Genomic DNA, 23,471 nt, shown 5'->3' with positions numbered 1-23,471 from the left:
TTTTCTCTTATTTTACGGTTTGTATAACACGTTCAAGCAGTACACTTACTTCGGCACGGCTGGCCTTTTCCCCTGGTTTAAACGCGGTTGCTGTCTTGCCTTGAATCAGCTTGTTTCCATGTAGATAAATGATGTCCTCTTTTGCCCAATGGGACGGAATATCAGTGAATGGATTCTTATTGTCACTCGTCATTCCTTTACCACTATTCTTTAATTGTCTGGCTAAAATAGCAGCAAGCTCTGCTCTTGTAATCGGTGCATTTGGATTAAAATGGAGCTCCCCTTGTTTATCTTCTCTACCTTGAATCAGCCCATATGCTCCTGCCGTTTCCACATAGTCATAGTACCAGTCTGAGGTTTTGACATCTGAAAAAGTAGGAGTTGTCTGCTGTTTCATATCCAGCCCGAGTGCCACTACAGCTGATTTGGCAAATTCAGCTCTTGTCATATCTCGAAGCGGTTCAAAATTGCCTTCATTTGTGCCTTGCAGAACCTCGCTTGACGCAAGCTTGATAATCGAATCCTGTGCCCACTTTAGTTTCGTTATTGCTCCTTGATCTTTAAAGCCTGCAAGTGTTTGGGCAGAGGTAGGCTGACTTATTTTTTTTACAGGTAAGTCCCCTACGGTTTGTGTCTTTTCGTTCACTTTATCCGGTGCTGTACCGCTCTCACGAATCGTAATCGTTGGCTCATTCGTTTGGTGCTTCATGTTTAGACCTGGGTTGTTCGGCTGAATAATAATAGACTTCGCTTGTTTTAATGTGACAGTCCCTGCTTTTAATGCATGAAATGAAATCGTTCCTACTTTTCCATATCCGGTAAAAAGTTTAGCATCCTGCGAAGTAATCGCTTCTGAGATCTGAACGCTCCCGCCGGGATCAATTTTATTAACAAGACTCATCGGATTGCTTGTTTTCTTGAAGACCTGCGGAGATAGTTTCTTAGTACCTGAATCTGGTGCTAGAAGTGCTGCGTCATAATCCATATGAATCTCGTACCCTTGAACATGGCTGTAGTCACCGGTAAATCCTTGCAGCCATATCGCAACCTCAATCGTATCCCCCACCTTAGCCTGATATACCGAAGGTACCAGACGAACAATCGGCAGATTATCACCTGCGACCTTATTCGTATTCTTTACCTCTGAAGCTGCTGACAGTGAACCCGCTGGAATAACGCAGAACATTATCCCCATTGCAGCTGTGAAAGCGATCCATTTGTTCTTTGTCTTCAATAGTTTCATTCTCCCGCATCTCCTGTCGTCTTCAGTATGTAGGAAGAGAGGAAGTCAATTTCCATCCTCTCTTCAGTCAAACCTACCCTGGCAAGTCTACTTCATTACTCGATTTCATAATTATTAATAATGTAGGATATATCCAGTAGATCAACACTATTATCACGATTTAAATCAGCGGCTGAAGTTTTTGCATTCGGCCAGGTTGCTCCTTTTACAGCGCCAAATACTTTAGCTGCAAGCTGCAGATCAACGAGATTTACATGACCATCCTGATTCAGATCCCCTGCCGTAAGTGGTCCAAAGTTCATGGATTCATTGCCATCTACGGTTATTGAACTCGATTCAGAGATGTGACCTGGCACAACCACACGCACGGTATAGGTTCCTTTTGGAACTTCAATGGTATACGTACCATCCGCACTTACCACACCTGAACCCGCTACTTGTCCACTTGCATTCAGTGCTTCCACAACGACTTTGTGCACACCGTCCGCGCCTTGGTACCAAGTATCACTGTAATTCACATCTTGGAAAGCCTCTGCATCAATGCTGCCTGTGATCTTGAATTGATCCGGATCAGGGGTTGGAACCTGCGTCACTTTAACCGTACCACTCGAAACTTTCCCAAGGGTGATATCTTCTGACTCACTATTTAAGACTCGCACATTGGACAGAGAGAACGTAAAGTCTCCTGTTTCTGGACTTGCAAAATGAAAGGAGGCAAGTGCTCCTTTACCCGTATATCCATCCGGGATCCCGGCAAGAGAAATGACGTAGTCCGTTTTTGCTTTTCCGTTACCAAGATCTACTGTTTCCTCTTTAATAATCGGTGACACTCCTGGGTTCATTTCTTCTTGATAAGTAGCGAGCGCCACGCTTGGTGTTACCGAACCTTTCACGAGATCTTTATCGTACGTTAAGCTGAATTGAGCGGAATAAAGATCTTTGGTGTCGGTAAAATCAATATCTACATTGAACGTTTCATTGACAGATACTTGCTTTTTAGAGAGGTTTGCCGAAAGTGAGATGGCGCCTGGTGCTGGTTCTCCCGGCTCCTCCGGCTCTTCTTCGCCGTCTGAATTATATTTCACTACATGAGCAGGTTCTGAGAAACCATTACCAACAAAATCGTAAACGTAGATATGATATTGATTTTCCCCTTTCGTTACAGGTACTTCGATGGTAAACTTTCCGTCTGAATCAATCGTACCGGGAACATATTCCGATTTGCCATCTACTTCGTATACCGCATCCACGGCAATACCCGAATAATTTCCAAGCAGTTCAACTACGAGGTCATCTTCTATTTGCCCTGTAATTACCCCCATGTTATCTTTCACTTGAATCGCAGGATCATGAAGAGAACTGACAGGGGCTTCTTTATCAATAACAAAATCATACGCAGCATCCTTTACAATTTCTAATTCCTCGTCATCAATGCCTACATAAGGAGCTAGAACGTAAACATCTGAATCAAGTGCAAACTCAGTTTCATAATTTGATACGATGCCATCCCAACCTGTTAAGTTATAATCTCCTGGTTTTAAACCAGTTAGAACCTCAGCGACAACCCCAATCCAATCCCCTGTATAGGCATCAAATACATCAAGTGAGAAATAGTTATTCGCCACATTTACCGAGAAATGAGCATCCGCTGTATCAACGAGATCATCTCCATTTGGAGAGAAGAACTGCGGAAGAAGTTCAAGATCAGATACGATATCAATCTTCTTCGGTTCACCGACATATACATATACAGGAATCTTGAGCTGATGACCCGAAGTTTCGGTCAAAATCACTTCTCCATCATAATTTCCATTAGGTATGTCTGCATTCATCGTAAGGCTTACCGTAAATTCCGTATCTCCTCCTGCAGAAACTTCTACAGAAGACTCGCTTGCCGTAAGCGTACCTGGAGCAGTTCCATACCACTCGGTTGTAATGGTATAAGCCGAACTCTCAGACACAATATCGCTGACCTTAATGGTCTTCGTTGCAGATTGTCCCCCTGCGAGAATTCCGTAAGAAAGCAGACCTGTTTCATATGGTGTAGCATTTCCCGATTCTACTGCCGTAGTTGCTTCTTCCACAAGGGCTACTGCCTTGGCTTTCAGCGTACTTGTTAGATCAATTCGACCTGCACCTTGCTCATTATGGGTGTAACGATTTCCTTTTAGATCGCTTATCTTGAGCGCATTATTCGTCATCAGTCCCTTAATCTCATACGGGTTCAAGGATGAATCTTTATCAAGTAAAAGTGCTGCAGCTCCCGCAATATGCGGCGCAGCCATACTTGTACCTTGCAGATCCGCATATGCATCCGTATAATCTCCGCCATATGCCGGAACGGAAGAACGAATACCGACCCCTGGAGCCGAAATATCCGGCTTAATGCCGTATTTAGGAAGACCAGGTCCTCTTGAACTGAAGTCGCCTATTAAATCCTGCTTCATTTCCACACCAAAATTGATTTTGCAACCTGGATTCGCATCTATTTTGGTTTTAAGTGCCGTACCATCCTCTAAAGAGATACTTAAAGTAGGAATATAATCTCCTGGCTCACCTAAGGTACCCCCAAAATTACCAGGTGCGTTGTTATAAATAACAGCCACTACTGCTCCTGCCGCCTGTGCATTTCGTGATTTTTCGGTGAAAGAGATAGTCCCTCTCTGAATGAGTGCCACTTTACCTGTCAAATCTTTACCTGCAAAATCCTCCGTACTTCCGATTCCAGCAGCTACAACTTCTATCGGCTTATCTGGAAGAGATGAAAGATCAGGCGAGAAAGTCATCAAACTGCCAAAAGTTTTAATCAGACCCTCTGCCTCAATTGTTGGAACGTTAAGAGGCGGTGTAGAAGCTCCTACAGAAATAGGAATCTCTGCTGAACCTGGTGAACCGAGTGTATAACCACCTGGACCGTCATTACCATTCGCAACAACCGCTACGACTCCTGCTAGTGCTGCATTATTAAGAGCAACGGAAGAAGGATCATACTCATTGTTAATCGCACTGCCAAGCGAGAGATTAATGACATCGAGTTCATCTTGTACGGAACGCTCAATCGCTGCGATCACTCCTGATGTGGCACCAGAACCGCCTGGTCCAAGCACACGATATGCATAGAGATCAGCACCATAGGCAACGCCGCGTACCCACCCCGTACTGCCATCTGGCTCAAGCGGGTTTCCGCGTCCAGCTATCGTTCCCGCCACATGTGTACCATGTTCCGTTGCTGCTTCGGGATCGTTTGGATCAGGCCGCGTTTCATATGGATCGTTATCATTATCGATAAAGTCATAACCACCTTTGTAGGCATCTTTCAAACTCGGATGGTCATAGTCTATTCCCGTATCCAAAACACCTACTTTAATTCCAGAACCATCATAACCGGTATCCCAGAACGTATCCGAACCGATAAAAGGAGCACTGTCATCCATATTCGGCGTTACACTGCTCACTGGTGTTGCTTTCATTTCTGCATCGGGATAAATTGCCTTCACACCAGGAAGACCCAGTAAAGAATCCACTTGATCTGCAGTGATCTCAAGCGCGTAACCATTGAATACATCTGTGTAATTTGTTTTGAGTTTTGCATTCAGTTTTGCAGCCGCAGCAGCAAATGTGGACTGCTGTCTCTTAATGATGCTTCGCTGGTTTACTCCTGATTTACTTACTCCTTGTTCACGATTCGCCTCTTCTACAACCACCGGGTTTTCGGTTAGTTCGACAATTACACTGATAAGATCCGTACTGTCAGAGGCAGGGACGTAGTTTTGAGGCGCTATATCACCACTCTTTTTATCGATGTTAGCAGAAGCTAGGGAGTCCACTTTCTGAATAGATGAGTTTGCTTTCATACCACCGTTCTTGTTTCTCATCGCTTCTATTTTCTTATCCATGATCAGATTTTTAGATGTGACCGAAGATAATTTGCTTGAATCGACTTGAAACGCCTCGGAATGAAATTTTCTAGCTTCAGCACCAGAGACGACAGCAGGAAAAAGAGCGGATATAAAAATGGCAGAAACGACGGAGAGCGACATCACTTTACGCAATATAGGCTTAGACTGCATGGTATTCCTCCTTGTTCAATTCTTTCAAAACTATTTTAATGTAACAGGGGTAAAAACTTTGTAGAATTCCCTGTTCTACCTTTTTAATGATAGATTTCTTATCACTTTCATGTTTTTTCTATAAAAATATAGTCATATCGATGTAGAAATCTATCAATTGGTTCTAGTATAGGTCAGATAACATTACACACGATTAATCATCCAATGGTTGAAATATGTATATTCTGTTGTTATTTTGTCTTCATAAGTCATTATTTTTCCTCGTATTTTAAAAGATAGGAATTTAGAGCTACCCCCTTGATCACTGATCCCGATTTAGCTAGACCTAGTGTCTTGCACATCGTTTACACTTCTTTTTCCATTACAGAGTAAACAATCCGTACCAAGAGAACTACCTCTCTTTTTAATAGATAAAAAGGCCTGAACCACAGTATACTGACACGAGGTTTCAGACCATTTTATTACACTATGTATCTCCCTTTGAGGAGCTTATTCGACAATCCTGCGTTTTGATAGTTAGTCCCAGCGTTCATCCAATTTATCTGCATAAAAAGCAATCGCTCGTTTGTATTTCTGTATACCGGCATTAGCCGAATGTTCGGCAATTTCCTGCAAGAGCAATTTCATCGCTCGCTTATGTTCTTTGAGATTATACTGAACCATCGCCATAAAAACCTGGAATTCCCGTCTCTCTGGAAACTCAAATATGGCAGTCTCAAAAATCTTCTCCGCTGTCTCATACTGGCCAAGTGTTCGGTATGTACTGCCTAGTCCAAGTAATGCTCCCGCTCTGTCTTCCTTGGATAGTTCGCCTGAAAGAGCAGCTTCATAGTAAGGAACTGCTTCTTTTTCGAGCCCTAATGTATCGTACGTCCAGGCAAGCTGATAATGTAACTGTGCAGAATCGATCAGAAGTTTCCCATCACGTAAAAGTTCTTCAAGCGTAAGTAGTTCCTCAAGTGCCATTTCGTTTTGTCCACTCTCTCTTAACTGAACTGCCTGTGTTAAACAATCCATAGATTCTTTTCTCCTACTCTCTTCTATCGCTTTCCTATTATATTATCAGCTAAACCATCTACTTCTGAAGTAATGTTTAATTTAGAATCATTTAGTCCCAGCTGAAAGCTCAACAAGAAAAAGAGACACCTATTTGTGTCCCTTTCTTTTTATATCAGGTTCATTTTAGGGCGCTGAATTTGCCGCCTGACTCTGTCTTTTACGAATGGAATGAACCCCCATAATCACGGCAATCAGTTCATAGCTGTCTATTTCGGAGGAATTATTATGCAGGCGATAGGCTCCTGAGCTGAAAAAACCAGAGACTTTCTCAAATCCTGCTACCACCTCTCCTTGCTCATCCACGATGGTAAAATCTCTAGAGAATGCGGGTGAGGTAATCGTAAATATTCCTCTCGATCCTGCTTGATACTCAAACTTCTTCTCTAGAAAACTCATTCTAGATCGAACGATACCGATCGTCTCTCCTTGCGGGTCAAGTACATTCCATTTATTAGAGAACACTCTAAATTTACCTGAATAGATCAGGTTACGCGAAGAATCATAGATATCCAGCGAAGACCCGAAGGCACTTTTCAAATCGATGCAGCCCAGCTCGCTGCCTGAAGCATCCATAATTTCAGATGTCCCTGAACTAAAAAAGCGATCCCTGAAATAGAGTTCCATATACGCTTCCCCCTTATCTCAATCGTTATGAGGATTCATACCTTTGGGTCTAAAGAATTCAATCATCTTAATAAAGTTCACGTCATATACCTTCTCTACATCCTGCAATGTATACAGTCTGCCATCCATCTCTTTGAGGGCATAAACATAATCATGTCTTACGATATCCATTGCTTGTTTTCCGACATACTCTCCTTCGTAAGCCGCAAGCTGTTCATTCTTGCTTTTGTTAAAATTCAGTACCTCTCGGAAAGAGGCTTCTACAAACGCATTGACTACGATAAGTGTATTCCCTTCTAGCTGAACAGCGCGGTATAAATTACCACGTTCATCCTCAATTAGATCCCTGTTTATTTCAATATTCATGGTATCCCTCATTTCATTTCTCATATTCCTATTGTATCAGGTTATAAAGACAAAAAAATGCCTTACAGACATTTGTCCAGTCTGTAAGACATTTACCTTTATGAAATTGTCACATTCCACTTTTATGATTCATATGCATTCGTAATATAGGTATGTGAGAACGAACCCAAACCATCGAATAATGCATCTACAAATCCAGCTGGATCATAAAGCATACGGCCTCCACCTAGATCACGGTAACCTTCAAAACTCCATCCCCAAGGGGTATTAGCTGCATTTGCACGACCTTCATCTCCTCTGAAGGTGCCATAACTGCTCCACAGATCAAGTGTGAAATCATTACGTAATGGCCATAGGGATGTTTCAAGAGGAATTAGAGAACTATACAACCGTTTTGTGTTATCGAAATTTCCTAACTTTTGTGTCCAAATATCCTGACCAGCCGCATTCATATTGGTGTTTGAAACACCATTCCCGCCCCACTCGAATACGTAACCCGTCTTCCCTTTGGCTCCATTTCCACTGTAAGGTTTGAGCGCATGCCCGAAATCGCCGTCTGATTCTGTGTATTTCTCGTCATTTTGAGCACTGTATACAAGTACATGTGTACCTGTTGCATTCGTTTCCGTTGTAAATGTTCCATCATAATAAACGGTACTGAGACCCGGAGTATAACCTCCCCCTGTTGCAGGAGAGTACATTCCAAGCTTAGCGTGCCGCGGCATGAGTGCTAGTTCAAGCTCCCCCTTGGGGTTCGTTACGACACTGCCATTTTCTTTAGCTGTTCCAGGCTTCCGAATGGTAAACATCATTCCTTCCATATCATTCTCATGATCACCTATTGTCCCTTGCGGATTATGTGCTGCGTAGAATAAGTTATAGCTGATAAAATAGTGTGTCTCACTCTCAACTACAGACCAATATGTGGCTGGATTCAGGGGAAGGCTGCTGCCTTTTGCATATTTCCCGATGTTATTCCAGCTGTTTAGTGCCGACCAGTCACCGTCAAAATTTACGGGGACCGGAATATCCTCCTGAGGAGCAGAGCCTACATCCTGATACAAAATGGGTGACCAAAAACTTGCAAGTTCAGCTTGTTCCTGTGCATTTAAGCTGAGAGCTACCGATGCTTCCGCCTTACTAACCGGTTTTTCTACTATTGGTCCTGTAAGTAAAGTTCCCACTACGATAGCGCTTGCCAACACCCTTTTACCTAATCCCCATTTCTGATTCATCCTCAGTCCCCATTTCTTAGATTAATAATCCCGTCCCTACTCCTTCACGGCGCCCAGCATGACACCCGTCACAAAGTAACGCTGCAGCCACGGATACACGAGTAAGATTGGAACCGTCGTAAATATGATACTGGCAGCCTTCAGACTTTCCGGCAAAACCTCTACCATGCGAATTCCCTCCATCTGCGTCGTATCATTGGCCATATTGTTCATTACGAGCTGATATAGCTTCAGCTGCAGAGGATACATATTTGGATCTGTGATGTAAAACAAGCTATCCATAAACCCGTTCCAACGACTAACCGCATAAAAAAGACTTAGTGCAGCAATAACCGGCATAGATAGAGGTAAAACAATACGAAACATGACACCAAAATGACTGCATCCATCAATTTCCGCTGCTTCTTCCAAACTTTTCGGTATTGCTCGCAAGAAGCTGATCATTATGATCAAGTTAAAAGGATTAATTAAATGAGGCAAAATGAGGGACCACATCGAATTAACCAAATGCAGCTCCTTAATGAGGATGTATTCTGGAATAATCCCCCCGCTAAAAAACATCGTAAATACGATAAGGTACATCATCATCTTTCGACCCTGCAACTGGGATTTAGTAAGCGGATATGCTGCAGCAATGGTCATTGCCATGCACAGTATCGTGTAAAGCACCGTAAGTCCGATAGTAAAAATAAGGGATCTTAACATACTTATATCGCCGATTACTCTTTTATGTGCTTCCCAGTTCCATTCCACCGGCCAGAGCATCACTTTTCCTGACAAAATTGAATTATTAGAACTCAGCGATACGGCGAGCACGTGCAGGAACGGCGCCAGACACATGAGCGAGAATAGGATAATCAATACCGTGTTGACGCCTCTGAACAGCCGATCCTTGAAAAGCAAACTCATGATCTATCTTCCTTTCATGTCCTCAATTCCTTAAAAGGAGCTATCCAGCTTAGATAATGCCGTTACCTGTCAAACGTTTCGCTAACTTATTAGCTCCGAGAATAAATAAGAGTCCTACCAAGCCTTGAAAAAGACCTACTCCCGTAGCGAAAGAGAATTGTCCCGATTGCAGGCCTATGGTATAGGTGAACGTACTGAGTACTTCCGAAACATCTTTAACCATCACATTGCCCATGATATAAGGACGTTCGAACCCGATCTGTACCATCTGCCCTAAATTTAATATGAGTAAGGTCACCATAGTTGTTCGTATGCCCGGCAAAGTAATATGACGAATAGCAGCGAACCTGCCAGCTCCATCTATCTTGGCTGCTTCATATAATTCTTTGTTGATGCCCACGATCGCAGCAAGATATATGATCGTTCCCCAGCCTGCACTTTGCCATACCCCCGTTAATAGATAGGTTACTACCCAATAGGCAGGGTCGGACAAAAATGGAATAGATCCTATTCCTATTCGTCCGAGCAATTCATTGACAATACCTGAATTTGTAGCAAATACCTGATAGAACACACCACCGATGATAACCCAGGAAATAAAATGCGGCAGATACAATACCGTCTGAGATACTTTTCTGATTTTTGCAGACGTCAATTCATTCAGCATGATCGCCAAAATGATCGGTGCAGGAAAAGATACGAGCAGATCGAGAAAATTCAGCATAAGCGTATTGCGCAGTGCAACATAAAACTCCCGATTTGCAAATATTTCACGAAACGTATCTAAACCGATCCATTCACTGCCTGCAATCCCAGTGAACAAGTTGTAATCTTTGAATGCGATGGTAATCCCATAGATGGGACCATACTTAAATAATAAAAAGAAGATCAGCGGTAAAGAAATAAGTACATATAACTGCCAGTTGCGGATGAAATTTTTCCATTTCCGTTTTCTCACCGTACCTCCGTGTAAACTCGGAAGACGTTTTGCAACAGCTCCAGACTCTAGGTTGGTCTCTGTCTTCATCCCACTTCTCCTTTCTTAGGTGTGTGGATGAAATGATTATTGCTTTTTCATCGCCTGGTAAAGTTCATGACGTTCTTTTAATATCGCTTCTCCGCCACTTTTCATCATGTCGCCCAGCAGCATATCGTAAGTTGCATCGAATTCATTCGCTTTTGCCAGTATCGACCTAGCTACCAGCTCATCATATTTTTCCTGAAGTAAGGTTCCATATTTAATCTGTGATTCAAGTGGTTTGTCAAAGCGTACCGGTTTCACACCATCTACAAGTGTAATGTCTCTAACTTGTTTGCCTAATTCGCGATCTTCTTCAGATAAGGACATTAAGTCAGCCATTTTGTTCTTCTCTGCATCACCGAAGTCCTGTCCATTGCTGATAATCGCCATATCCCCTGTGTTAAATAGATCTTTCTTGGCATCTTCCGTATCTAGACGAACAGGAATACCTTCCTCTAGACTATAATGTTTCGTTTCCTCTCCATTTTGCATCAAAAATAGTGTATCTTCCTGTGCCATCCAATCGAGGTATTGAATCGCCTCAGCAGCATGCTTGCTTGCTTTTGGAATAATGATGTACAAGCCTGCCGGTTTGTACAGTGGTTTGAAATGATCACCTGTGCTGTTGGTATAAGGATCAATCGCGGTAAGCTTTGCTCCAGAAACATTGGTCTTCAAGTTCTTGTATGTCTCATGCAGCGGTTCGATGCTGTCAGCTCCGAACATTCCCACTTTACCTGTCTGAATATCTTGGTTCAGTTTCTTCTTATCCTTATCCAGTGCAAAATCCGGACTCATCAACCCTTCTAAATACAACTTATTCAGAAAGCGTAGTGCTTCTTTATGACCAGGCAGCAGCGTTGGATAGTCACGTGAACCTAACTGATGTGTCAGCGTAATACTTTGCTCTTCCGTCAGTTTTTCTGTGAGTCCCCATATGATAGGTTCATAAGAAGCCGGTGTCAAAGAAAATCCGAGGGGAATCACCTGATCCGCACCTCCTGGTTTCTTTTCTTTAAAAGCTTTTAACGTTTCATACACTTCATCCGTCGTTTGTGGCGCAGGTAGACTTAACTCATCCAGCCAATCTTGACGAATATAAGAAGCGTATTTACCAATATTGACCCTTTTTGCTGGAACCGCATATTGAGTTCCTTCAAAGACTCCATATTCAAGTGTTTCTTCACCTAGGAAACTTTTTAAGTTAGATCCATGCTCATCCAGTAAAGAATCTAGTTCTGTTAATCCACCTTGCTTTGCATAGTTATATACAAGATTCTCGTCATAAGTAAAAATAATGTCAGGTACTTCACCCGAGGCCATCATGACATTCAGCTTCTGAACATCCTCTGAGCGTGGAACCGGTACGTATTCTAATGTAATTCCATTAGGATCTCCGAAATTTGTCTGTGCGAACTGTGTCAAATAATTGTCTGTTACCGAAGTACCTGTTGGCGCTTCTCCCCGCTCATACACTTCAATTTCTAAGGTTACGTTACTTGAAGAAGATTTCGCGCCCTCTTGCACTTTCTCACTTTCAGCTGTCATCGCGGTACTGCCACAGCCTGACAATAAACCGACGACAAATGCCGAAGTTAATATAACTGATATCCCTCTTCCCCATCGCTTCTTCATCCAAAACTTAGCTGCTACATCACGGTTTACCATTTCCCTTTCAATCCCCTTCCATCTTCTCCATGGATAAGCGTTTCCTTAACCGAAATCCGTATCGGCTAAGGTTCGCATCTTTGTTATAACTTGAATTTGACCTAAGACGAAATAGACCATTTCCCTATGCCGTTCATTAGTCTAAATCCCTTATCCAGCAAGGGTTCTCCGTTTCTTGATAAACCAGATTCCGATGATCAACTTATATCTGCAGATATTGTGCGAATCGGGCAATAATGTACTGTTTACGTACAAGTATGGGCTTACAATAATAGAATTCCTCAACGTACCCCGGATAATGGTTCATTCATTCCTTTTCCTTCGTAATAAAAAATGCCCCTTGACGCAAATGATCGGAAACAGCCGTTTGGCTGTACTCCTCTCGTCAAGAGACATGTAAATATTTTCTTCTTGAAATACCATTCCCTCATTTCACAGCTTGTTCCAATCGCGAAGATTCGAGATGAGGACTTTTCATTTTACGATACTCTCCAGGGGTTATTCCCTCCATTTTCTTAAACATTCGCCCAAATGAGATAGAGGTCGCATATCCAATCTGTAAAGCGATATCTTGTACCGAATCCTCTGTTTCATTCAGTTTTTTCTTCGCTTCTTCCATTCGCAGTCTCAGTAGAAAATCGACGAATTTCATACCGAATTCTTCTTTGAAAAGTTGACTTGCATACTTGGGTTTCAAGGCGAATTTATCGCTGATTTGTGTGAGGGATAGATCTGGATCTGTGTAATTTTGCTCAATGTACTGTTTAACCCGATTAATCGTTTCCTGATATTTATTTGATTTTTTGTAGGTACAATACCGCACGTAGAAACGTTCCAGATGTTCACTAAACACACTATATAATCCTGGAAAAAAAGCTTCCTTCCCCACCTTTTCTTGCATCATTGCCACTTGGTCTCGAAGTTTATTCTTCACATCAAAAGCGGCTATCCCTTCTACCTCTTCCAGCAGCAGCATCGCTGCGTAGTCAATGATTGCATAGATTTCTTCATCCGCCAGCCGCTCTCTCTCCATTTGCTCGAAAATAGTTTCGGTCTCTTCCCGCCAAACATCGTTCATCGTATGTAAATGTCTTATACATTCCGCCACATGGCGGTAATAAGTATATGCTGAATAGGGAGATGTCCTCTCCATGTGAGCGTACATCATGACGTTCCCGCTAATTAGCTTATACCTCAGTGCATGACGCGCCTGATGATAGGAGATAGCTGCTTCTAAGTGGTGTGAAACCAGGCGTCCGGCTCCAATTCGAACGATGATTCCTAGATGTTTTTTTATCCAACTCACCAGTTCTTCAAGTTGCTTCACCTGATCCTGAATATTCTCCGGGACATAATCCACTTCGTGCAGCCACACAACAACAAGCCGATCCGAAGCCACCCATTCCAATTCCAAATGTCCTTCTTGCTGCCACTGCTCTCGAACAACGTTCGCTAGAGAAAACTTCAAAACCTTTTGGTCCAGATCCTGATTCTGTCTCTGAAAATCTAAATCAAGCTCTAATTCGATAAGAGCCACGGTACATAAATGAACATCGACTGGAATTTCGAATTGTCGTGCTTTTTCTTCCCATTCTGAAATAGCTGCTTCTCCCTCCAACCAATCTCGGATAAATTGCCGCTTCCCCAGCATCCAATCTTCCTGGTGCCTTTGTTCATATCGTTTATTTGTCTCGACCAAATTCTCCAGTGCCTTCTCAATATAAGCAAACTCATCCGCTGCTTTCTGCTTGGGAAGATCTTGAAGAGGAAATTGTTGAATCCTGCTTATCAGTAGCTCTACCGGTCGATAGTTACGCTTAATAATATAGATACTCGCAAATACGCAAGAAAGCAGCACTAAAATACCAATAGCGATCCAAATATAAGATAGGAAGGAAACCCATGCAAACAACGAACCTTCTTTTATACCGCTGTAGAATGTCCAGCCAAGATAATCCGAGCGATACTGAAAGGTATATCTATTATCCACCTGTAAGTCATCGTGTCGTCTTTCTGTTTCCATCTCATTTGTGGAATAGAGCAAATTACCGGTTTTCATATCACTAATCTTCATCACCGATAAATCATCACTGCGCATATCGGTTGACAGTGCAATCAGTTTCTCTACATTCACATTGACCACAACAATCCCCTCCGTTCCAAGCGGCAGGGGGAAACGTTGAATTAATGAAAGAACCTGTGTTGACTTTGTAGAACGCTGATCTGTAAATAACCTTGCGCTCAGCCAATTCCCGGTTTCTGTCAAAGGAAAATGAGCCGCTATAAATTCCTTATCTGAGAACTCAGAGAGCGGCATAATCTCCTGTAAAGTTAAAACCATTGCATCTTCCGATCGATATACATAAAGTGACTGAATTGCAGGATAACTCTCCGCCAGTTTATTTAAATCTGTAGACAGCTCATATTGAATGAGCCTCATGTTGTCATTAGGGGAGGTATTCATAAAATTGTATAAGGGTCGATTCACCGCCAGTTCACGAAGAACAGTGCTTTCCATATCACGAGCCGCTCCTTCGATCGTATCGACAACACGTTTAGCGGTTAGCGTGTCGGCCCTCTTCGCTTCTTGGGTCATCAAGTCAGTAACGATGATAAAAGAAATAAAGACAACCGCAGAAATGGATATGAGTACAAGCGGTAAATAGGACAGCAGCATACGCTTATATCCTTTTCTCGCAATGATCCCTTCTTTCTGATAGAGTTGTCCCAATCATCACACCGTCCTTCCGGTACCGAGATTTTTATAGATTAGATTCACTAAGGTAATTGCAATCCGAGTTCTCTTACCTGGTTCTCAATTCTTCTTGGAACCATATGAAATAAATCATTCCAGGGCATCATAAGCTCCCCCGTAAACTTATATTCGGTAAACTCCATGGTAGGAACAAAGGCAAAGGTCTGAAGATACTCCCTTACCTTCGCATCGATCTCATCATTCGTAGAGAAGTATTCACAGAACAGATCAGTCACAAGCAGACCATCTATCCCCGCTTGGCTTCCTGCAGCCTGATATAAATTAGGAAGCAGTTCAAACAGGGTAGGAATTGGCGAAAAAGCATGCTTGCCCGGCTGAGAATACAAACGTACATGCGTATCTTCAATCAAATTACTGCGATCTTTCAGCAGACCTTTCAGCACTCTGCCATGAAAACTCGCCTCACAATCCACTACTTGGCCATCGTTACCCACGTAGACCCATACATGCTCCATCTCGTACAAATGCCCAATCTCGTAATCCCACCAGATGGCATATTCAATGACCTGCTTCACCTGTGACTCTGAACCTGGAAACGACCTGCGAAACGAAGGAGATACTGCTGGCATCTCCAGTATAGAAACCCCCACTGCTTCTGGATAAAATGGTTCATGTAAATCAAACATGAGATACGGTGCATATTTTAGCCATACATCCTTCGAGTGAGAGGTGTTCATCGCATCCATTCCTCCGTTCCTACTTTTAGTTTCTCAAGCAACAGATTGTGACTAGCATGAATTTCTTCTGGCGTACAGATTGACTTCAGCTCATAAACTTTTACTTTTGCCTGATTTATGGCCGGAAGGAAACGATCAAAATCATCTCGATCCTGACTGTGGATATAAGGACAATAATGGTCTGACAAGCCGACCGTTTCATGAATATGAACACCATATATATAAGGAAGCACTTCTTGCAGCTGCTCCTTATTATCATAGAGACCCATACGTTCCATCATGGTGGCATGCCCGATGTCATACCATAAGTAAACACCAGCTCCTGCTAGTTCATCACATATCAATATCATCTTCGCTTCCTTTAGTGTAGGCATTTGATTGCAGCGTGAACGTGTTTCGATACCAATCGCGATGTTCCATTGCTTTTTCGCTGCATATTCACAAGCTTCTGTAAGACTTTGCACGATCGTGTTCAGGTACTTAGGTGCCGCCTGGTCCCGCTTGTTCAACATTTCTTGAAAAACACGCTCATAAAGAGCTGAATTACGACCTTCTTCCCTATAGATCTTTTTTAGCCTCGAATCAATTTCATTCTCAAATGGAACTTCACCAGGATGAACAACAACCGCCTTTGCCCCATACCGATGTGCATATTCCATCGATCCAATTAAGGTCTCCACGGCCCGTTTACGTTTCATCTCATCCTCAAAACCTAGAAGCACCGAATCCGTACCATAATCCGGATCAGGGGTATGAGGAAATACGTTATGTACACTTGAGATCCCGATCTCTCCACGTTCAATCATCGGCTCGATTGCACTCAAATGAACGTCCGTTACATTATAGTTAAGCTCAACCTGCTGAAATCCAAGCTCCTTTATCTCCTCAACCATACCTCGTCCATCATCCATATAACGTTTAATGTTCCAACATGTCGAAAATGAATAATCCCCTTTTTCCATCTCACTCCATCCCTTCATATGATAGTTTCCCGCTCACACAAAACATGACCTGTTTCCATTGTAAGGGGTTATTGTTAACTAGAAGTATGTAGAGTAACAAGGAAGTGTTAATTTTACATTGTTAGAAGCATCACGTAGTTTTTGTAAAACGATGCGATTTCCCGAGAAATAAAAAAAACTGCAGGCAAACTAGTTTAAACCAGTTTGTCTACAGTCTGACTGTACTCTTAAAAAGAGTACAGTTCGTCGTTATTTTATAAGTAACCTCACGAGCACTATGCCTATGACCTAGTTACACCAAGTTCAGATAACCGTGTTGATTTCACCAGATAGGAAGAAAGGCTCGGAAATAATTGGCCGATGATGGGGAAAATTTGATTTGCTTTCGAAAAAGCCATCTTTTGAATCCTTCTGGCTCTGCGCAGTAAATCGGAAAACTCCCGATTCGCTTCCAAGGTGTAATTACTCTCCCACTCCAAATAAGTCAGCTTCCCTTTCAGATACTGGTCTGTAGCAATCGAACAGATCATCGAAGAACGAAGCGCAATCGACATTCCATCTCCGCAGAGCGGCGGAATCATGAGCATAGCATCACCTATATGTGGAAAAAAAGACCAGGGTTCCGGTTCTTCGGATAATCTTACAGGGGATATAGATACCTGAGTACCTTGTACTGGCGTTCCCTTCGACAACCGGTCTGATAACCGAGAATTCGAAGAGGCTGCTTCGCTTAGAATCTCCTCGATCGATTTACCACTGCGCTGCACCATATCAAAGGACAATAATGCGGCTATGTTAACTACACCCTCATTCACAGGTGAGATCCCCACATATCCCCCATCGCAAAAATACAGTTCCACCTCATCTGCTGCTTGTATCCCTGTATAGTGTGACTTCACGCCAACGAACACTTCCAGGTCCCTTCGTTCTGCCTCCTGATCCGTTGGAACCCCTCGAGGCTTTCGAATACCGTAAGCTCCAATGACTGCTTTGGCATGATAAGTTTCCCTCAATTGCCCTTGCTTTGTCTCTATGAGATAAGTGTGATCTTCTTGTTGCTGAACATTTGTAACCATCGCTTTAGTCTTGATCTTGACGCCGAGTTCCAGCGTTTTTTTATGAAGCATAAGGTCAAGTTCATACCTGCTGATGCCCCATGCCTCACCTGGCAGACGCGCTTCCATTTCTTTGCCACTCGGCAAAATAATCCTGGCTTGTTTCATCGTTGTCGGTTTAACTCCATGCTCTAGTGGATTCACTCCAAGATAAGCCAGCATCTCCTTGGTCTCTGGAGACATAAATTCGCCGCATGTTTTATGTCTTGGGAATGCTTGCCGATCAATAAGCAGAACCTGATGCCCTTTTTCAGCTAGCTGGATGGCAGCCGCGCTGCCTCCAATACCGGCCCCCATAATAACCACATCGATCATGTTATCCATGTTATCCACGTTGTCCATTTTTCCATCCTCCCTTCTTCTTCTATTTTCACTCTCTAGGTATGACAACCGCATAGCGGAATAAAGGTTTCCATGAATAGGTCATCGTCTTATGATTCAGTTTTGATTTTAGGTCGCTCCAGTCTTTGTGTGTAAATCCTTTGGCGACAGAAAGCGGACCATCGTGCCGAATATACCTGTTCCGTGATATGATTCGTGTCGTTAACCATACCGCCGTGTAAGGTACCGGATGCCTGTGAATATCGTTAATAACCACACCATATTTGGAAGACTTCAACATGTGACTCACGATTTCAACGAGCTCCTGTCCCTCGAAATGATGTACGAACTGAGAACCCGTAACAATATCTGCATATCCTTCCGGCAGAGACTTTACATCAGCCCTAATCACATTTACCCGCTTTTCATCCCGAAAATATAGCCGGGCTTCTTCACAGGCTTCTTCCGTCAGATCGACAAGGGTAATCTTCATCCCAATTCCTCTGCTGTCTGCCCATGTAAGAAGTTTGCGATTCACGTCTCCTGATCCGGCACCAACATCAAGCAGTGTCAGCTCACTGGGTCTACCCATCTCCGTCCATAGCTTCTCCACTCCATAACAAGTAGGACCAGCTGCTCCAAAAATCTTGTTCAATCTTCGCAAATGCTTGAGTGCTTCGCTCAGTTCTTCTCCACCAAGGGAGAAATCATCCATAAGCTCATCTTCTTTTGCTCTTGTTGAAAGATTTCTAAAGATAGACATGGGAAGGCTCCGTTTCAGCTGCTTGATAGGCAGGGACATAAGTAAACTGCATCAGTTCTGCGGTAAGTCCAGGACCAAAGGCCATAGCAATCCCCTTCGTTATGTCCTGATTTTGATCTCTCATATCCTGACGCATGGCAGCAAGTACAAACATAATCGTGACAGATGACAGGTTCCCTGCGTTCTTAAGAATATCCCTGCTGTATTTCGTCTGATCGTCACGAAGTCCAAGCACATTTTGCACCGAATCGACAATACCTTTTCCGCCCGGATGGATTGCCCATAATTCAGGATGCTTGTCCCCTCTTAAGAGTAGTTCTAACTCTGGAGCAAGATATTCACCTAAAAGTTTTGGAATTCGAGGAGAAAGGTAGAGATCAAATCCCGCATTGCCCACTTCCCACGTCATATCTTCCGTTGAATCGGGTAGAAGAACGGAGTACCCTTTTCCAAGTTCGAAATAGGAACTATGATTCTTGTCAGCTTCTCCAATCACGCACCCAGCGGCCCCGTCTCCAAAGAAGGAAGCTGCAAATAATGCCTCTCGATCCATAGCAGGTTGAAAATGTAAACTACTCAGTTCTACACAAACAACGAGAACTTTTGATTCCGGAGAACCTTGAACTACATCTCTTGCCATTTGGATCGCTTTGAGACCCGCCGCGCATCCTTGGAAAATCAACGGAAGCCGGTTCACGCGTGGTGATAAACCAAGCTCTCTCATTAACATCACATCAAGCCCAGGAAGAAACTGACCCGTACAGCTCACTGTAATCAGATGCGTAATTTCACTTTTATCTACACCGCTGTCAAGTAATGCTGCTTCCGCAGCCGTAAGCCCAAGGGGAACAGATTCCCTTTTGTATGTATTCATTCGTTCTTCCGTAGTAGGCACCCGGGATAAATCATTTGATGGCAAATATCTGCACTCGTCTGAAGATTTTTTTGTGAATTCCGGCTCAACTGTATAGCGCATCTCTACTCCACATGATCTAAATATCCTTCGTGCAAACCGGGCCAGGTCGGGCCGGTCCTGGAGGGAAGAGGTGATTAGTTCCGATATATCTGCTTGAGGGATGGGATGTGAAGGCAGTGCGGTACCCATGCCTAATATAGAAATGCCAGTGAATTGTGAATTTTGTGTCATCTTTTACCTCCTCATTGAATTAAACGAATTTCGTTCATTGGGTTCAGGAATAACCGTTCTTTCGTTAACCCTATTGTATTAACTATCTGTATTCATCTCTTTCGATAAGTATGATGTTCTCTGAATTGAATAGGTAATGAAACGTCTCATTCAAGAAAGAAAACGGGTTGAATCTTCTCAAATTAGGTAACACAATATTCACACAAGAAAATTATCAAGCGTTTTTACTACACAAATGGTATCAAAAGTGACATAATACGAAATTTTTATCCCACATTTATAATTGTTTACCCTTAACAAATCATTTGAAATCAATAAAAATAAGAGTGCAACTGGTAATTGAATACCAGTCATCCCATTTTGAAGGAGGCAACTAATTTTGACAGAACAAAGCTTGCTTGAAAGAAAAAGTTTCCGTTTTCGTATTTTGCTTGGCTTAGCATTTGCTCTTGTATTAGGTTTAGTAACCGCAGGAATCGCTTCAGCACACGGGTACCTAAACTCCCCGCAAAGCCGTGCTTTCTTGTGTAAACAAGGACAGAATACAGGCTGTGGTAATGTACAATATGAACCTCAATCGCTTGAAGCAAAAGGTAACTTTCCTGCAGCAGGCCCTGCTGATGGTCAAATTTCTGGAGCTGGCATCTTCCCAGAAATGAATGAACAATCTCCAACAAGATGGAAAAAAGTTGATATGAATTCGGGTAGCAATACTTTTAACTGGACGTTAACAGCAGCCCACGCAACAAAAGAATGGAAATATTACATTACTAAACCAGGCTGGGATCAAAGTAAACCGATTACTCGTTCCAACATTGAACTCTTTTGTAAAATTGATGACGGAGGAAAAAGACCTGACTTTACTGTAACGCATACTTGCGACATTCCTTCGGACCGCAGCGGGTATCATATTATTCTCGCAGTATGGGAAATCTCCGATACTGGAAACGCTTTCTACAATACAATTGATGCAAATATTGCAGGCAGTGGCGGCGGAGCAGCGGACACAGCTGCACCAACAGCACCAGCGAGCCTGCGTTCTTCTAACGTAGCACCTACGGCGGTATCCCTGGCTTGGAATGCAGCTACGGATAATGTAGGTGTAACTGGCTACGATGTTTACCGTGGAACTACGCTCATTGGCACCGTTTCAGGATCGACTCTGACTTATACAGCTACTGGTTTAACAGCAAACACAAGTTATACTTTTACAGTGAAAGCAAAGGATGCTGCTGGAAACGTATCTGCTGCTAGTAATGTACTGACCGTACAAACAGCTGCTGTTGCTACACCTGATACTACAGCTCCTTCAGCTCCGAGCGGACTTCATTCTATGACCGTAAATGCCAATTCCGTTTCTCTTATGTGGTCTGCCTCCACTGATAACGTAGCTGTAACCGGTTATGATATCTATAATGGCAATACACGAGTAGGTAGTGTGTCTGGATCAACACTTGAGTACACAGTCACTGGTCTTACAGGCAGCACGAATTATACCTTTACTGTGAAAGCGAAGGACGCTGCAGGGAATGTTTCCGCTGCTAGCAATGCATTAACCGTCACGACTTCTGCTCCGTCAACGTCAGCACCGGAATGGTCTTCTGGAACCACCTACAAAGCGAATGACCTTGTTACTTATAACGGGGTTGTCTATAAATGCATTCAACCTCATACCGCTTTAACCGGATGGGAACCTGTTACAACACCAGCCCTTTGGTCTGTTAATTAATCATTAAACCGTTTCATCATCAAAAAGGAGACCCATAGAGGGTCTCCTTTTTGATGATGTCGGCTTTTCTGCAACAATAAACTATATGGTTAGTTGATTTATTTTAAAGATATATTAATTAGGTAGAACTAGGTTTAGCATTCACAATCGATTCAAGCTGTCTCGAAATGGTGACGCGTTCATATTTTAATTGCCAGATTTGTTCAGTCACTTTTTTCTTCACTTTCAAATCTGTCTCTTCTTTTAATTGTTTAAAAAGTTCAAGTAATTCATCATTAAGTGCATCGAATCGAACCCATAGATCGCTCCGGGCAGGCAACTCTTCTTGCTGAACAGATTTCGCTGCACAACTACGGATTTGCTCCATAATCGACTGTCTCCATGCTTCATCCTTCAGTTGGGTTGCATAATTCAAGAGGTCTAAATAATCATCCATTTGTAAAGACTTTGTTTGATTTTGTATGTTCATAGTCAACCTGCATCTCCTTCGCTCTCTTTTACCGAGTATTATACTAGGTATTATAAGATTTACAACACTTTTTTATGTTTTCTGATGTTTTTCTACGGTTGCCCTACAACTTTTAAGAGAATTCGATAAGATAAGGGAGATAAAAAAAGCCCGCTTTGCAAACGCAAGGGGCTAGTGTAAGGATCATTACTGATCAAGCGTATATAAAGGAAGATCCGTAGGAAGCGGTTTTGGAGTTTCGCATGTACTTTGCATCGTATAATGTTTGCCTTCGCTTGATGCATCATGAAATGCCCACATCGCTTCAAGTACATGGTACGCAAGTTCACCGCTTGCTCTATGGCTGCGCCCACTACGAATGGCGTAAGCCATGTCTGCAGGTCCAATTCCCCGTGTATTTCTATCATATCCTGGGATAAGCGGAACCTCGGTCCACTCTGAATCTCCCACCCCTCTCCATTTTACTGGACCACCAAAGGTGTTCGGATCTGGAACGAGAAGTGTTCCTTTCGTACCGTGGATCTCCATGTTTGGAAGAGTACTTCCGCCAAAGATATCAAAGCTTGTAATTATACTTGCTACTGCTCCACCTTGAAATCTGATAAGACCCGTGACATGTGTGGGAATATCGACCTTAACCTTCTGCCCACGTTTCTTTTCACTAGTAATCTCCCGTTCTTCAAGCGCGGCACTTGTCATACCGGTAATGCTTGCAATCGGGCCAAGCAGCTGTATCAGCGCTGTTAAATAATAAGGTCCCATATCAAACATCGGGCCTCCGCCTGCAGCATAATAGAATTCGGGATCGGGATGCCAATGTTCATGTCCACGGCTCATCATAAAAGCAGCTGCACTAACTGGAGTCCCAATACGTCCCTCTTCAATCATTTTCAGAGCGGTCTGAATTCCTGTTCCAAAGAAAGTCTCTGGTGCGCAGCCCACTAGTAAACCAAGCTCAGCCGCGCGGTCTAGTACTTGTTTTCCTTCTTCCCGAGTCACGGCCAGCGGTTTTTCCACGTAGACATGTTTCCCTGCCTCAAGCGCCTCTAAACATACACTCGCATGGACCGCAGGAATCGTCAGGTTGATAACAAGCTCAATCTCAGGATCGGCTAACAATTCGGGAACCGTAAGCGCTCTAGGAATCTGATACGCTGCTGCTTGTTCCTTGGCTCGATCCAAATCAAGATCGGCGCAGGCGACAAGTTCGAGGATTTCAAACTTACTGCAATTCTCCATATAAATTCCGCTGATCTTACCGCAGCCAATAATACCTACCTTCACTTTTTCCAAGCGTAAAATCTCCCTTCACCAAGT

The 23,471-nt window shown here is 43.1% G+C and carries 18 protein-coding genes; 1 reads left to right on the top strand and 17 read right to left on the bottom strand.

The features are described from left to right. Window positions 1-7: 7 nt before the first annotated feature. The 15 genes from KJS58_RS05785 to KJS58_RS05715 form a co-directional block, all read right to left on the bottom strand. Window positions 8-1,243 carry an S-layer homology domain-containing protein gene (locus tag KJS58_RS05785; RefSeq protein ID WP_213531329.1) on the bottom strand — a complete coding sequence of 412 codons (1,236 nt, stop codon included), beginning with the start codon at window positions 1,241-1,243 and terminating at the stop codon, window positions 8-10. Window positions 1,244-1,338: 95 nt separating this feature from the next. Continuing rightward, window positions 1,339-5,313, bottom strand: coding sequence for a S8 family serine peptidase (locus KJS58_RS25610; protein ID WP_213531327.1), 3,975 nt, complete (start codon window positions 5,311-5,313; stop codon window positions 1,339-1,341). Window positions 5,314-5,829: 516 nt separating this feature from the next. Continuing rightward, window positions 5,830-6,330, bottom strand: a complete 501-nt coding sequence (locus KJS58_RS05775; protein ID WP_213531325.1) for a tetratricopeptide repeat protein — start codon at window positions 6,328-6,330, stop codon at window positions 5,830-5,832. A 165-nt stretch (window positions 6,331-6,495) separates the two neighbouring features. Then, the gene (locus tag KJS58_RS05770) at window positions 6,496-6,996 is read right to left on the bottom strand and encodes an LURP-one-related family protein (protein ID WP_213531323.1); all 501 of its coding nucleotides are present in this window, start codon (window positions 6,994-6,996) and stop codon (window positions 6,496-6,498) included. Window positions 6,997-7,014: 18 nt separating this feature from the next. After that, the gene (locus KJS58_RS05765) at window positions 7,015-7,362 is read right to left on the bottom strand and encodes a hypothetical protein (RefSeq protein ID WP_213531321.1); all 348 of its coding nucleotides are present in this window, start codon (window positions 7,360-7,362) and stop codon (window positions 7,015-7,017) included. A 122-nt stretch (window positions 7,363-7,484) separates the two neighbouring features. Further along, on the bottom strand, window positions 7,485-8,597 hold the full coding sequence (locus KJS58_RS05760; protein WP_213531319.1) for a hypothetical protein: 1,113 nt from the start codon (window positions 8,595-8,597) through the stop codon (window positions 7,485-7,487). 36 nt (window positions 8,598-8,633) lie between these two features. Then, window positions 8,634-9,506: a carbohydrate ABC transporter permease gene (locus KJS58_RS05755; RefSeq protein ID WP_213531317.1), complete on the bottom strand. Its 873-nt coding sequence runs from the start codon at window positions 9,504-9,506 to the stop codon at window positions 8,634-8,636. A gap of 49 nt (window positions 9,507-9,555) precedes the next feature. Next, window positions 9,556-10,533 (bottom strand): ABC transporter permease, encoded by a 978-nt coding sequence (locus tag KJS58_RS05750; RefSeq protein ID WP_213531315.1) that lies wholly within the window; start codon window positions 10,531-10,533, stop codon window positions 9,556-9,558. A 36-nt stretch (window positions 10,534-10,569) separates the two neighbouring features. Further along, on the bottom strand, window positions 10,570-12,195 hold the full coding sequence (locus KJS58_RS05745; RefSeq protein ID WP_249716951.1) for an extracellular solute-binding protein: 1,626 nt from the start codon (window positions 12,193-12,195) through the stop codon (window positions 10,570-10,572). 427 nt (window positions 12,196-12,622) lie between these two features. Next, window positions 12,623-14,926 (bottom strand): helix-turn-helix domain-containing protein, encoded by a 2,304-nt coding sequence (locus tag KJS58_RS05740; RefSeq protein WP_249716949.1) that lies wholly within the window; start codon window positions 14,924-14,926, stop codon window positions 12,623-12,625. Window positions 14,927-14,973: 47 nt separating this feature from the next. Beyond that, the gene (locus KJS58_RS05735) at window positions 14,974-15,648 is read right to left on the bottom strand and encodes a hypothetical protein (protein ID WP_249716947.1); all 675 of its coding nucleotides are present in this window, start codon (window positions 15,646-15,648) and stop codon (window positions 14,974-14,976) included. Then, window positions 15,645-16,628 carry a sugar phosphate isomerase/epimerase family protein gene (locus KJS58_RS05730; RefSeq protein ID WP_249716945.1) on the bottom strand — a complete coding sequence of 328 codons (984 nt, stop codon included), beginning with the start codon at window positions 16,626-16,628 and terminating at the stop codon, window positions 15,645-15,647. The genes KJS58_RS05735 and KJS58_RS05730 overlap by 4 nt, the downstream gene beginning before the upstream one ends. 263 nt (window positions 16,629-16,891) lie before the next feature. Further along, the gene (locus tag KJS58_RS05725) at window positions 16,892-18,067 is read right to left on the bottom strand and encodes an NAD(P)/FAD-dependent oxidoreductase (RefSeq protein WP_249716944.1); all 1,176 of its coding nucleotides are present in this window, start codon (window positions 18,065-18,067) and stop codon (window positions 16,892-16,894) included. Between the two features lie 28 nt (window positions 18,068-18,095). After that, window positions 18,096-18,809, bottom strand: coding sequence for a methyltransferase domain-containing protein (locus KJS58_RS05720; protein WP_213531311.1), 714 nt, complete (start codon window positions 18,807-18,809; stop codon window positions 18,096-18,098). Then, window positions 18,796-19,956, bottom strand: a complete 1,161-nt coding sequence (locus KJS58_RS05715) for a type III polyketide synthase (protein ID WP_213531309.1) — start codon at window positions 19,954-19,956, stop codon at window positions 18,796-18,798. Before KJS58_RS05715 ends, KJS58_RS05720 begins: the two co-directional genes overlap by 14 nt. Window positions 19,957-20,335: 379 nt before the next feature. Here KJS58_RS05715 and KJS58_RS05710 point away from each other — a divergent pair, with 379 nt between their 5' ends. After that, window positions 20,336-21,685, top strand: coding sequence for a lytic polysaccharide monooxygenase (locus KJS58_RS05710; protein WP_249716942.1), 1,350 nt, complete (start codon window positions 20,336-20,338; stop codon window positions 21,683-21,685). 118 nt (window positions 21,686-21,803) lie between these two features. Here KJS58_RS05710 and KJS58_RS05705 read toward each other — a convergent pair whose 3' ends face one another. Then, the gene (locus KJS58_RS05705) at window positions 21,804-22,154 is read right to left on the bottom strand and encodes a hypothetical protein (RefSeq protein ID WP_213531307.1); all 351 of its coding nucleotides are present in this window, start codon (window positions 22,152-22,154) and stop codon (window positions 21,804-21,806) included. A gap of 186 nt (window positions 22,155-22,340) precedes the next feature. Then, complete coding sequence (locus KJS58_RS05700; protein ID WP_213531305.1) at window positions 22,341-23,447, bottom strand: Gfo/Idh/MocA family protein; 1,107 nt, start codon at window positions 23,445-23,447, stop codon at window positions 22,341-22,343. Window positions 23,448-23,471: the final 24 nt, after the last annotated feature.

Origin of the sequence: Paenibacillus sp. J45TS6, assembly GCF_018403285.1 — a bacterium.
In the GTDB taxonomy this organism is placed as follows: domain Bacteria; phylum Bacillota; class Bacilli; order Paenibacillales; family Paenibacillaceae; genus Paenibacillus.
The sequence above is the reverse complement of the archived record's forward strand: the minus strand, read 5'-3'. Positions and strand labels throughout refer to the sequence as shown.

Bases quoted from the DNA above. Each gene is read 5' to 3' on its own strand.
- KJS58_RS05785 (WP_213531329.1), bottom strand. From the start codon at position 1,243: ATGAAACTATTGAAGACAAAGAACAAATGGATCGCTTTCACAGCTGCA.
- KJS58_RS25610 (WP_213531327.1), bottom strand. From the start codon at position 5,313: ATGCAGTCTAAGCCTATATTGCGTAAAGTGATGTCGCTCTCCGTCGTT.
- KJS58_RS05775 (WP_213531325.1), bottom strand. From the start codon at position 6,330: ATGGATTGTTTAACACAGGCAGTTCAGTTAAGAGAGAGTGGACAAAAC.
- KJS58_RS05770 (WP_213531323.1), bottom strand. From the start codon at position 6,996: ATGGAACTCTATTTCAGGGATCGCTTTTTTAGTTCAGGGACATCTGAA.
- KJS58_RS05765 (WP_213531321.1), bottom strand. From the start codon at position 7,362: ATGAATATTGAAATAAACAGGGATCTAATTGAGGATGAACGTGGTAAT.
- KJS58_RS05760 (WP_213531319.1), bottom strand. From the start codon at position 8,597: ATGAATCAGAAATGGGGATTAGGTAAAAGGGTGTTGGCAAGCGCTATC.
- KJS58_RS05755 (WP_213531317.1), bottom strand. From the start codon at position 9,506: ATGAGTTTGCTTTTCAAGGATCGGCTGTTCAGAGGCGTCAACACGGTA.
- KJS58_RS05750 (WP_213531315.1), bottom strand. From the start codon at position 10,533: ATGAAGACAGAGACCAACCTAGAGTCTGGAGCTGTTGCAAAACGTCTT.
- KJS58_RS05745 (WP_249716951.1), bottom strand. From the start codon at position 12,195: ATGGTAAACCGTGATGTAGCAGCTAAGTTTTGGATGAAGAAGCGATGG.
- KJS58_RS05735 (WP_249716947.1), bottom strand. From the start codon at position 15,648: ATGAACACCTCTCACTCGAAGGATGTATGGCTAAAATATGCACCGTAT.
- KJS58_RS05730 (WP_249716945.1), bottom strand. From the start codon at position 16,628: ATGAAGGGATGGAGTGAGATGGAAAAAGGGGATTATTCATTTTCGACA.
- KJS58_RS05725 (WP_249716944.1), bottom strand. From the start codon at position 18,067: ATGGACAACGTGGATAACATGGATAACATGATCGATGTGGTTATTATG.
- KJS58_RS05720 (WP_213531311.1), bottom strand. From the start codon at position 18,809: ATGTCTATCTTTAGAAATCTTTCAACAAGAGCAAAAGAAGATGAGCTT.
- KJS58_RS05715 (WP_213531309.1), bottom strand. From the start codon at position 19,956: ATGACACAAAATTCACAATTCACTGGCATTTCTATATTAGGCATGGGT.
- KJS58_RS05705 (WP_213531307.1), bottom strand. From the start codon at position 22,154: ATGAACATACAAAATCAAACAAAGTCTTTACAAATGGATGATTATTTA.